We start from the raw sequence: 12,007 nt of genomic DNA, 5'->3' as shown, positions 1-12,007 counted from the left end.
GACTCGAAAGGACGCTCGGAAATTCTCACAGTATGATGACAGGTGCGTGAAATGACTTGTCACGTGATTTTACGCTTTTGCCGACCCATGTCGTAAATATGACGCAAGGTTTATGTGACCATAGCGCACGACAATGGCGGAGGTGACAGCGTGATGTCCAGTACGCTTAAAATGGCGACTTTGAACAACGCGCGAACCAGCGCGCCCGGCATGGGTGATCTGTTTGCGCGCATGAGGTCCTCACACCCGATGGTCAACACTCCGCCACTACTTGCCGCCGTCGATCTCGGCTCGAACAGCTTCCGTCTGATCGTGGGCCGCGTCGAAGAAACCGAAGCGGGCAGCCAGATCTATCAGGTCGACGCGCTGCGCGAACCGGTGCGGCTCGGCGCGGGCCTGTCGCGCGAAAAAATGCTCGACCGTGCTTCGCAGGTGCGCGGCTGGGATGCGCTCAAGCGCTTCGGCGAACGTCTGCGCGACTTCCATCCCGATCACGTGCGCGCCGTCGCGACCAACACGTTGCGGGTCGCGAAGAACGCGCAGGAATTTCTCGGCGAAGCGGAAGCGGCGCTGGGTTTCCCGATCGAAGTGATCGCGGGCCGCGAGGAAGCGCGCCTGATTTATGCAGGCGCTGCACATTCGGTGCCGGCGAGCGCGGGCAAGCGGCTCGTCGTCGACATCGGCGGCGGCTCGACGGAATTCATCATCGGTTCGCACTACACGCCGATCCGGATGGAGAGCCTGTACATCGGCTGCGTAAGCCACAGCCGCCAGTTCTTCCCGGCGGGAAACGTCGACGAATACACGATGCGCCAGGCCGAACTCGCGGCCTCGCGCGAAATCCAGATCATTTCGGCCGACTACAAGGCCGAGGGCTGGGAACAGGGCATCGGCTCATCGGGCACGGCGCGTGCGCTGGCCGAACTGCTCGAAGCGAACGGCTTCAACGATCCCGGCATCACGCACGGCATCTCGCGTGGCGGTCTTGAACGTCTGAAACGTGCACTGATCAAGGCGGAGAACGTCAACCGCCTGAAGCTCATTGCGCTGAAACCGGACCGCGTGCCGGTGCTGGCGGGCGGCCTGTCGATCATGATCGCGGTGTTCGACGAACTCGGCGTCGACTATGTCGACACGACGGACGGCGCGTTGCGTCTTGGCGTGCTGTATGACCTGCTGGGCCGTTCGCAGCATCAGGACATGCGTACGATCACGGTCGAGGGTTTCATGCGCCGCTACGGCGTCGATCGTGCGCAGGCGAGCCGTATCGGCGAGCTTGCGGTGCATTTCTACGATCAGCTCAACGAGCCCGATACGGAAGCGCGCGAAGAGAACCGCATGTTCCTTGGCTGGGCGGCCGCGCTGCATGAAATCGGGCTGTCGATTTCGCATAGCGCGTATCACAAGCATTCGGCGTATATCGCGAGCAATGCGGATATGCCTGGTTTCTCGCGTACCGACCAGGCGCGGCTTGCGGCGCTCGTTGTTGGGCATGCCGGCAAGCTCGGGAAGCTTGCGCAGACGCGGGATCTCGAATGGAAGCTGCTGTTCTGTCTGCGGCTCGCCGCGCTGTTTTGTCGACGTCGGGCGGATGCCGGGTTGCCGGAGATCACCATTACCGAGGCGAATGGCGGGTATGAAGTTCGGTTGCCGAATGCGTGGGTTGCGAATAATCCTCTTACTGACTATAGCCTTATTCAGGAGGCGGCTGAGTGGGAGAAGATTCGGACGCCGTATCGTGTCGTGTATACCGATTGATTTTTGTCTGCGACGCTAGTCGCCATTCTTGCTTTTTTGTTTTTGCTTTTGCTTTTGCTTTTTGCTGCGCTGGCGTCCGCGATTTCGTATCGGTTTATTAGCGTTGCCCCTGTGCGGGGCGGCACCTACTTTTCTTTGCAGCGGCAAAGAAAAGTAGGCAAAAGAAAGCCGCTTTTGAACCTCCAGTGCCTGCCAGGATAACGCTGCCGCATGCCGCAGTTGAGCTATCGCGCAGCGACGTCCCCACTCCGTAGAAAGCCCGCAGTCAACCGCGCACGGCGCGAAAGCCCCACACATCGTCTGGAGCACATACCGCCGCAATCAGACCGATGGCAAACACACAAAAACAGGCCGACCGAATGTGCCCCAAAGGGATGTCATCTTTGGCGCCGCGCGCGCCTGACTGCGGGCATTCTACGGAGTGTTGGCGTCGCTGCGCGACAGCTCAAACACCGTGTGCCGTGGCGTTATCCTGGCAGGCACCGGAGGTTTGAAGCGGCTTTCTTTTGCCTACTTTTCTTTGCCGCTGCAAAGAAAAGTAGGTGCCGCCCCGCACAGGGGCAACGCGTGAAGAACCGATACGTCAACGCGGATGCCACCGCAGCAAAAGGCAAAAACAAAAAGCGAAAAAACCAGGACTGGCGACTAGCGTCGCAGACAAAAAACAACTTCAAGCAGCAGTCGACTGCAACCGCGCGGTCCGCGCAACAGGAAACCGCACGGTAAAAGTACTCCCCCGCCCCTCTTCACTCTTCACATCAAGCTGCGCATCATGCCGCTGCAGCACATGCTTGACGATAGCAAGCCCAAGCCCGGTGCCACCCGTATCCCGCGACCGACTCCGGTCAACGCGATAAAAGCGTTCAGTCAACCGCGGAATATCCGCAGCAGGAATCCCAAGCCCACTATCGGAGACCGCAAACACAGCCTGCCCACCCTGAGCATGCCAGCTCACATTGATCGACCCGCCGTCAGGCGTATACCGGATCGCATTCGTCACGAGATTGCCGAACGCACTCAGAATCTCCGTCTCGACACCCGTCACCGTCAACGCTTCATCGGAGTCAAAACCAATCCGATGACGTCCGCCCGACAAACTCTGCGCATCGTCCTGCAAATGCCGCAGCACGGCGCGCATATCGACCATCTGATTGCTAGGCGGTTTGTTGTCGCCTTCGAGCGTCGCGAGCACGAGCAGATCGCTGACGATATGCTGCATCCGCTGCGCCTGCTGCATCATCAGATCGAGATAGCGCACGCGCTCGCTTTCGTCGAGCGGCAACTCACGCATCGTTTCGAGAAAGCCGGAGAGCACCGTCAGCGGCGTCTTCAGTTCATGCGACACGTTGGCAACGAAGTCGCGCCGCATCGCATCCGTACGTTCAAGTTCGGTAATGTCCTGCGACAGCACCAGCTTGCGATTCTCGCCGTACGGAAACACCTGCACGGAGATCACGTTCTGGCGCTTGTCGCCCATCCCGCGCATGATCAGCATCTCTTCGTAATGATGCGAGTTCAGGTAGCGGACGAAGTCGGGATGACGCACGAGATGCGTGATGTGCTGACGCAGATCGCGTTTCGCATCAAGGCCGAAATGCTCTTCGGAGATCGCGTTGCACCACTCGATCTGATCGTGATCGTCGAGCATCGCAACGCCGTTCGGCGATGCCTGAATGGCCTGAATGAAACGCGAATGCTGCTGCTCGACCTGGCGCACCTGCGCATGCCAGCGCTTCGCGAGCTTGTGCAACCGGTAGTAGATTTCGCCCCAGATGCCCGGCGCGCTCGGCACTTCGCCGTAGACGGGCGCGTCGAGCAGACGCCACAGACGCTGCTTGTGGAACGTGCTGAAGATGCCTTGCGCGAGCAGCGCGAGCACGGCAATCGACAACGCCAGCTTGGTATTGACGAAAATGCCGACTGCCACGCACAGCACAGCGAGGAGCACAAGCGATACCAGGGAACGCGCCCAGATGATGTTCATGTGTTCCTGCGACCTTGAAAACAAGCCTGAAGACTTCAGAGACAACAAAGCGCGCTGCGTTGATACCCCGCAGCGCGCTTCGTGTTTTTCGATCAGTGTACCTTATGCGCTTTTGGCCAGGCGATAGCCGCTGCCGCGCACCGTCTCGATCATCGCATCGCAGCCCGCCGGCTTCAGCGCGGCGCGCAGACGCTTGATGTGCACGTCGACGGTACGTTCTTCGACGAACACGTGATCGCCCCACACCTGATCCAGCAACTGCGTGCGGCTATGCACGCGCTCCGGATGCGTCATGAAGAAGTGCAGCAGGCGGAATTCCGTCGGACCGAGATCCAGCTTGATCTCGCTGCCTTCCGCATGCGCGGCGACGCGGTGCGTGGCCGGGTCGAGCTTCAGACCGTTGATCGCGACGACGTCTTCCGTCAGCTGCGGCGCGCGGCGGCGCAGCACCGCCTTGATACGCGCCATCAGTTCCTTCGGCGAGAAGGGCTTCGTCACGTAGTCGTCGGCGCCGATCTCGAGGCCGAGCACCTTGTCCTGCTCATCGCCGCGCGCCGTCAGCATGATGATCGGGATGTGCTTGGTGCGCTCGTTGTTGCGCAGGTCGCGCGCGAACGCGATACCCGATTTGCCCGGCAGCATCCAGTCGAGCAGCACGAGATCGGGAAGCACGTCGCTGATCAGGTTCTGCGCCTGTTCGGCGTTGTACGCACGAATCGGACAATGGCCCGCGTGTTGCAAGTTGACCGAGATCAGCTCGGAAATTGCGGGTTCATCTTCGATAACGAGAATACTGCTGGGCATCGGCGCCTCTTGATAAACGGTATATACGGTTTTGGCTGAGCGGATTCGTCGAACGTCGGACGGATCAGCTGAGCGCTTCGCGCTCGAGCGCGTCGCGGCCCATGTGACGCACGTCCGTGCCCTTCACCACGTAGATGATGAACTCGGCGATGTTCTTCGCGTGATCGCCGATCCGCTCGATCGCCTTCGCGATGAAGAGGAAGTCGAGACCCACGGAGATCAGGCGCGGATCTTCCGTCATGTACGAAATCAGCTTGCGCACGAAGGCGCGGAATTCCTCGTCGATCGCCTTGTCGTCGCGCACGATCTGCGCAGCGGCCACGGTATCGAGACGCGCGAACGCATCGAGCGCGCGGCGCAGGATGCTCACGGCCATATCGCCCGACAGCTTGATTTCAGCGATGTTGATCGTGCGCGACGCGCCGTCTTCCGACAGGCGCTTCGTGCGCTTCGCGATCTTCTCGGCTTCGTCGCCGGCGCGTTCGAGGTTCGTGATCGTCTTCGAGATCGCCATCACGAGGCGCAGGTCGCGCGCCGTCGGCTGGCGTCGCGCGATGATGTTGCTGCACTCTTCGTCGATCTCGACTTCCATCTGGTTCAGACGGTCTTCGGCGGCGATGACCTGATCGGCGATGCCAATGTCGAATTCGTTCAGCGCGTTCATCGCGGCGACGATCTGAGCCTCGACGAGGCCGCCCATTTCGAGCACCTTCGAGGACACCAGGTTCAGGTCGGCGTCGAACTGGCTGGACAGGTGTTTGTCGGACATGTCTTACTCCCTAAGCTCGTGCGTGCGCTCAGCGCTTAACCGAAGCGGCCCGTGATGTAGTCTTCCGTTTCCTTGCGGACCGGCTTGATGAAGATCTTTTCGGTGTCGCCGAATTCGATCAGCTCGCCCAGATACATATAGGCAGTGTAGTCCGAACAACGCGCGGCCTGCTGCATGTTGTGCGTGACGATCACGACGGTATAGTCGCTCTTCAGTTCGGCGATCAGCTCTTCGATACGGCCCGTCGAAATCGGGTCGAGCGCCGAGCACGGTTCGTCGAGCAACAGCACTTCCGGACGGATCGCGATGCCGCGTGCAATACACAGACGCTGCTGCTGACCACCCGACAGACCGTAGCCGCTCTGGCCCAGCTTGTCCTTCACTTCGTTCCACAGCGCAGCCTTCGTCAGCGCCCATTCGACGCGATCGTCCATCTCCGAACGCGACAGCGTTTCGAACATCTTCACGCCGAATGCGATGTTGTCGTAGATCGACATCGGGAACGGCGTCGGCTTCTGGAACACCATGCCGATACGTGCGCGCAGCAGCGAGATATCGCGCTTCGTCGTCAGCAGGTTCTCGCCGTCCATCAGGATTTCGCCTTCGGCGCGCTGCTCCGGATAGAGCGCATACATCTTGTTGAACGTGCGCAGCAACGTCGACTTGCCGCAACCCGACGGGCCGATGAACGCCGTCACCTTGCCTTCGGGAATCTGCAGGTTGATGTTCTTCAGCGCGTGATACTTGTTGTAGAAGAAGTTCAGGTTGTTGACTTCGATCTTCGGGCGCGAGGGCGCTGCCGCTTGACCGCTCTGCGCCGGGTCGAAACCGGCGGGTGCCGCCGGGCGTTCGACGGGATTCAGGTGACTTTCTGCCATGTTCATCGGATCGCTCCGCCCTTACTTTTTCGAAAAGATCGTACGCGCGAGAATGTTGAGACCCAACACTCCGAGCGTGATCAGGAATACGCCGGCCCACGCGAGGGATTGCCACTGCGCAAACGGGCTCATCGCGAACTTGAAGATCGTAACCGGCAGGTTCGCAACCGGTTGATTCATGTCCATCGTGAAGAACTGATTGGACAGCGCCGTGAACAGCAGCGGCGCCGTTTCGCCGGCGATACGTGCGATGGCCAGCAGCACGCCCGTGACGATGCCCGCGATCGACGCCTTCAGCGTGATCGACAGCACCATCTTCCACTTCGGCGTGCCGAGTGCGAAAGCCGCTTCACGCAGTGCGTTCGGCACGAGCTTCAGCATGTTCTCCGTCGTGCGGATCACGATGGGAATCTGCAGCAGCGCGAGCGAGATCACACCCGCCCAGCCGCTGAAGTGGCCCATCTTCGCGACGACGAGCGCATACACGAACAGACCCACGACGATCGACGGCGCCGACAAAAGAATGTCGTTGATGAAGCGCGTGATGCTCGCGAGCCAGCCCTTCTGGCCATACTCGGCGAGATACACGCCCGCCATGATGCCGATCGGCGTACCGACGAACGTGGCCAGCACGACCAGCATCAGACTGCCGACGATCGCGTTCGCGAGACCGCCGCCATCCGTGTTCGGCGGCGGCGTCGACTGCGTGAACAGTTCGACGGAGAGACCGCCGATGCCGAGGCGCAGCGTCGTGTACAGAATCCACACGAGCCACAGGAGACCGAAGGCCATCGCGGCGAGCGACATCGTCAGCGCGACCGCGTTGGTCGCCTTGCGGCGCTTTTGCAGCTTGTTGCGCATCGCGTCGAGCGCTGCGGCATCCGTGCTGCCCGGCATGTTCAATGAGGATTGCGTCATTTCGCGCCCTCCCCTTTCTCGAGGCGAAGCAGCATGATCTTCGAAATCGCCAGCACGATGAAGGTAATCACAAACAGGATCAGGCCGAGTTCCATCAGCGCGGCCGTATGCAGGCCAGGCGCTGCTTCCGCGAATTCGTTCGCGAGCGCCGACGTGATGCTGTTACCCGGCGAAAAGAGCGACACGTTGTCGAGCAGGTTCGTATTGCCGATCACGAACGTGACGGCCATCGTCTCGCCGAGCGCGCGGCCGAGGCCGAGCATCACGCCGCCGATCACACCCGTCTTCGTGAACGGCAGGACGATCTTCCACATCACTTCCCACGTCGTGCAGCCGATGCCGTATGCCGATTCCTTCAGCAGCACGGGCGTGACTTCGAACACGTCGCGCATCACGGACGCGATGTACGGGATGATCATGATCGCGAGAATCACACCCGCGCACAGAATGCCGATACCGATAGGCGCGCCCTTGAACAGCGCGCCGATGACGGGCATGCCGCCGAGCAGCTGGCCGAGCGGCTTTTCGAAGTACGTCGCGAAGATCGGCGCGAACACGAGCAGACCCCACATGCCGTACACGATCGACGGAATCGCGGCGAGCAGCTCGATCGCGATGCCGAGCGGCCGGCGCAGCCAGGCGGGCGACAGTTCGGTCAGGAAGAGCGCGATGCCGAAGCTGACGGGCACCGCGATGATGAGTGCAATGATCGACGTCGCAATCGTGCCGTAGATGGGCACCAGCGCGCCGAACTGTTCGGAAGGTGGATCCCAGTCGGAAGTCCACAGGAATGCGAGGCCGAATTTCTGGATCGTCGGCATGGAAGCCACGATCAGCGACACGATAATGCCGCCGAGCAGCAGTAACGTGACGATGGCGGAAAGCCGGGCGATGCCGCCGAAGATGATGTCGCCAGCGCGGCTGGGCGCTTTCTGCGTCGTGCTACCGGGCGGAGTCGACCGGGCCGCGTCAGAAGTGAGAGGGAGGTCGGACATGGGAGCTGATAAACCTGTTTCCGGTTTCCGGTTGCCGCATGGCGTATGCCAGACGGCCAGTACTACGGCCGCCGGGCCTCATCGAAGCCGGGCGGCCGGCCGCGCGCAGTTACGACTCTGCGCGCGGTGGATGCTGCTGTTGCTGCGTGTCGAGGATTACTCGGCGATCGACTTGCCCGATGCGTCCTTGACCTTCGCCTTCCACTGCGTCTTGATTTCCGACACAACCGATTCCGGCAGCGAGATGTAGTCCAGATCGTTTGCAGCCTGGCCGCCGTTCTTGAACGCCCAGTCGAAGAACTTCAGCGTTTCCGCGCCTTGCGGACCCTTCTCTTGCGTCGTGTGCAGCAGCACGAACGTCGCGCCGACGATCGGCCATGCGTTCTTGCCCGGCTCGTTCGTCAGGATCTGGTAGAACGACTTCGACCAGTCAGCGCCAGCAGCCGCTGCCTTGAACGTTTCCGTCTTCGGCTCGACAACCGTACCAGCCGAGTTCTTCAGGTCGACGTAGACCATGTGGTTCTGCTTCGCGTACGCCCACTCGACGTAGCCGATTGCGCCCGGCAGACGCTGCACGAATGCTGCGACGCCGTCGTTGCCCTTGCCGCCCGTACCCGTCGGCCAGCTGACCGTCGAACCTTCGCCGACCTTCGACTTCCACTCGGTGTTGACCTTCGACAGGTAGTTCGTCCAGATGAACGACGTGCCCGAACCGTCAGCGCGGCGGACAACAGCGATGTCCGTATCCGGCAGCTTGACCTTCGGGTTCAGCGCGGCGATTGCCGGGTCATTCCACTTCTTGACCTTGCCGAGGTAGATGTCGCCGAGCACTTCGCCCGACAGCGTGATTTCGCCAGCCTTGACGCCCGGCACATTGATCACGGGAACCACGCCGCCGACGACCGTCGGGAACTGGAACAGGCCTTCCTTCGCCAGTTCGTCGTCCTTCAGCGGAGCGTCCGAGCCTGCGAAGTCGACCGTCTTCGCGACGATCTGCTTGATGCCGCCCGACGAGCCGATGCCCTGATAGTTAACCTTGCCGCCACCCGTCTTCTGGTATGCATCGGCCCACTTCGTGTAGATCGGTGCTGCAAAGGTGCTGCCCGCGCCGGTGATGTCGGCGGCTTGCGCTGCGATCGCAAAGAGAGCGCCAGCCATGCCAGCGAACGCGGTTTGCATCAGTTTCATGTTTTCTCCGTGGTTGTGAGCGTGTGCAACGACACCGCGAAGAATAGTGGCGCTTTGTGACAGTAACGTGACTATTCGTGAAGTTACTGTGACAGTCTTATTACGGCCGTGAAAGGCGTTGCGTCAGGGTTTTCACTGTCGCAGCAGATGCGCGCTGAATGGGCGCTGTAGCCGTCGAAATCGGTCAAGCGATAACGTTTGCGCGTTTCGCTAGCGCTTTCGAAATTTTTAAGCGATTTTTTAACGTTGCGACACCGCGAGCGGCGCAAAAAAAGGCGGCACGGAGCCGCCCTTCTGTCTTAAACGCGTGTCTTGCGGATCATGTCGTCGCCTGTTTGACGACGGCGGCGATCGTTTCCGCGTGGTGTACGGCATCTTTTTCGTGCGCCGCTTCCACCATCACGCGCAGGACCGGCTCCGTGCCTGAGGCGCGGATCAGCACACGGCCGCTGCCGTCGAGCGCGCCTTCCGCCTCGCTGATCGCGCGACGGATCGCGTCGCTGCCCTTCCAGTCCGCGCCCGGCTGCATCCGCACGTTGATCAGCTTCTGCGGGAACAGCTTGACGCCTTCGAGCAGCTGTTCGAGCGAACGGCCGCTGCGTTGCATCGCCGCCAGCACCAGCAGCGCGGAGACGATACCGTCGCCCGTCGAATGGCGATCCAGCGACAGGATGTGGCCCGAGCCTTCTGCGCCCAGCTCCCAACCATGCTCGCGCAGTTTCTCCAGCACGTAGCGGTCGCCGACGGCCGCGCGCACGAACTGCACGCCAACCTTCTTCAACGCGACTTCAACGGCCATGTTGGTCATCAGCGTGCCAACCGCACCTTCGACCTTGCCCTGCGTCGCGATACGGTCCTGCACGAGCACGTACAGCAGCTCGTCGCCGTTGTAGAGCCGCCCGTTCGCATCGACGATCTGCAGGCGGTCGGCGTCGCCGTCCAGTGCAATGCCGAGATCCGCCTTGTTCGCGCGCACCGCACGCACGAGTGCATCCGGCGCCGTCGCGCCGACGGCGTCGTTGATGTTGAAGCCGTTCGGCGACACGCCGATCGTGACCACGTCCGCACCGAGCTCGTGAAAGACATGCGGCGCGACGTCGTACGCGGCGCCGTGCGCACAATCGACGACCAGCTTCATGCCGCGCAGATCGAACGTCTGCGGGAAGGTGCTCTTGCAGAACTCGATGTAGCGGCCGGCCGCGTCGTCCAGACGCCGCGCCTTGCCGAGCCGCTCGGACGGCGCGCATTCGAGCGGCTTGTCGAGTTGCTGTTCGATCTGCGACTCGACTTCGTCCGGCAGCTTGTTGCCGTCGGCGGAGAAGAACTTGATGCCGTTGTCGTAGTACGGATTGTGCGACGCGCTGATCACGACGCCCGCCGCGAGACGCAGCGCGCGCGTCAGATACGCGACGCCCGGCGTCGGCATCGGGCCCGCCAGCATCACGTCGACGCCCGCCGCCGAGAAGCCCGACTCCAGCGCCGCTTCGAGCATGTAGCCCGACACGCGCGTGTCCTTGCCGATCAGCACTGTCGGGCGCTTGCCCGTCTTCGCCCACGTGTCGGCGCCCGCCAACACCTTGCCCGCCGCGTAGCCGAGCCGCAGCACAAAATCCGGCGTGATCGGCGCATCGCCGACCTTGCCACGAATCCCATCCGTTCCGAAATATCGACGTGCCATATTGGAATTTTCCTCCCAAGCGTGGAGATCAGGCGCGCCGCGCTGCGTCGCGGGTCGCCGCCCATATTTTCAGTGCATCCACCGTTTCCGCCACATCGTGCACGCGGATGATGGCCGCGCCACGTTCAGCTGCACACACTGCCGCCGCCACGCTCGCCGCGACGCGCTCTCGCGGCGGTCGATTGACAAGCGCACCCAGCATCGATTTGCGCGACATGCCCGCCAGGATAGGCAACGGCGAGCCGAGCACCGGCGCTGTCTTAGGCAGGTGTGCGAGTAGCGCGTAATTATGCTCGACGGTCTTGCCAAATCCGAATCCTGGATCGACGCTAATGCGATTTTTTGCAACACCGGCGCTTATCATCGTGTTGACACGTTCATCCAGAAAGGCTCGGATGTCGGCGACGACGTCGTCGTAAGCCGGCTCGCCGACCTGCATGGTCTGCGGCTCGCCGAGCATATGCATCACGCACAGGCCACACTGACTGTCGCGCACCGCATCGATCGCGCCGGGCATCCGGAAGCCCCAGATATCATTAATCAGATCGGCGCCCGCCGCCAGCGCATGGCGCATAACCTCAGGCTTGTAGGTATCGACGGACACGGGAATGCCCGCGGCACTGAGTTCCTCGACGAGCGGGATCACGCGAGCCAGCTCGTCTTCGAGCGGCACGGGCGGCGCACCGGGCCGCGTGGACTCGCCGCCGATATCGATGATGTCGGCGCCATCGGCCAACATCTTCTCTGCCTGTTCCCTCGCCTTGCCCGGTTCGCCGAACAGGCCGCCGTCGGAGAAAGAATCGGGCGTGACGTTCAGGATGCCCATCACGAGCGGGCGTTCGAACGTGAACGTGAACCGGCCGCATTGCATCGGCTCGGGGATCGGATATATCGGGGAATCGGAGTTGGACACGAGACGTGACGTACCTGAAGGGCAAATGATTTAGGACAAACCGCGACAGGAATGCATCGCGATCAGACCAGCATTAGAAATGAAAACGGGCCGGTGTGAAAACACACCGGCCCGTAAAACAC

The 12,007-nt window shown here is 61.5% G+C and carries 10 protein-coding genes; 1 reads left to right on the top strand and 9 read right to left on the bottom strand.

Annotation, left to right across the window (positions count from 1 at the left end; all coding sequences use genetic code 11):
* Positions 1-210 precede the first annotated feature (210 nt).
* Positions 211-1,758: an exopolyphosphatase gene (ppx, locus tag QEN71_RS04855; RefSeq protein WP_233472065.1), complete on the top strand. Its 1,548-nt coding sequence runs from the start codon at positions 211-213 to the stop codon at positions 1,756-1,758.
* Between the two features lie 670 nt (positions 1,759-2,428).
* Here the strand turns inward: ppx and phoR are convergent.
* From phoR to folP, 9 genes are all read right to left on the bottom strand, one after another.
* Entirely contained in the window at positions 2,429-3,742 is a 1,314-nt protein-coding gene (gene phoR / locus QEN71_RS04850) for a phosphate regulon sensor histidine kinase PhoR (protein ID WP_201658075.1), read from the bottom strand.
* Positions 3,743-3,844: 102 nt separating this feature from the next.
* Positions 3,845-4,546 carry a phosphate regulon transcriptional regulator PhoB gene (gene phoB, locus QEN71_RS04845; protein WP_006051991.1) on the bottom strand — a complete coding sequence of 234 codons (702 nt, stop codon included), beginning with the start codon at positions 4,544-4,546 and terminating at the stop codon, positions 3,845-3,847.
* Between the two features lie 64 nt (positions 4,547-4,610).
* Positions 4,611-5,315, bottom strand: a complete 705-nt coding sequence (gene phoU, locus QEN71_RS04840; protein WP_201658078.1) for a phosphate signaling complex protein PhoU — start codon at positions 5,313-5,315, stop codon at positions 4,611-4,613.
* A gap of 35 nt (positions 5,316-5,350) precedes the next feature.
* On the bottom strand, positions 5,351-6,199 hold the full coding sequence (pstB, locus tag QEN71_RS04835; RefSeq protein WP_028367729.1) for a phosphate ABC transporter ATP-binding protein PstB: 849 nt from the start codon (positions 6,197-6,199) through the stop codon (positions 5,351-5,353).
* A gap of 15 nt (positions 6,200-6,214) precedes the next feature.
* The gene (gene pstA, locus QEN71_RS04830) at positions 6,215-7,111 is read right to left on the bottom strand and encodes a phosphate ABC transporter permease PstA (protein WP_201658081.1); all 897 of its coding nucleotides are present in this window, start codon (positions 7,109-7,111) and stop codon (positions 6,215-6,217) included.
* Complete coding sequence (pstC, locus tag QEN71_RS04825) at positions 7,108-8,106, bottom strand: phosphate ABC transporter permease PstC (protein WP_201658084.1); 999 nt, start codon at positions 8,104-8,106, stop codon at positions 7,108-7,110. Before pstC ends, pstA begins: the two co-directional genes overlap by 4 nt.
* A 156-nt stretch (positions 8,107-8,262) precedes the next feature.
* On the bottom strand, positions 8,263-9,294 hold the full coding sequence (pstS, locus tag QEN71_RS04820; protein WP_201658087.1) for a phosphate ABC transporter substrate-binding protein PstS: 1,032 nt from the start codon (positions 9,292-9,294) through the stop codon (positions 8,263-8,265).
* 319 nt (positions 9,295-9,613) lie between these two features.
* A complete protein-coding gene (gene glmM / locus QEN71_RS04815) occupies positions 9,614-10,972 on the bottom strand; it encodes a phosphoglucosamine mutase (RefSeq protein ID WP_201658090.1) in 1,359 nt (452 codons plus the stop codon).
* 28 nt (positions 10,973-11,000) lie between these two features.
* On the bottom strand, positions 11,001-11,885 hold the full coding sequence (gene folP / locus QEN71_RS04810; RefSeq protein WP_201658093.1) for a dihydropteroate synthase: 885 nt from the start codon (positions 11,883-11,885) through the stop codon (positions 11,001-11,003).
* Positions 11,886-12,007: the final 122 nt, after the last annotated feature.

The organism is Paraburkholderia sabiae (assembly GCF_030412785.1).
Lineage (GTDB): Bacteria > Pseudomonadota > Gammaproteobacteria > Burkholderiales > Burkholderiaceae > Paraburkholderia > Paraburkholderia sabiae.
The sequence above is the reverse complement of the archived record's forward strand: the minus strand, read 5'-3'. Positions and strand labels throughout refer to the sequence as shown.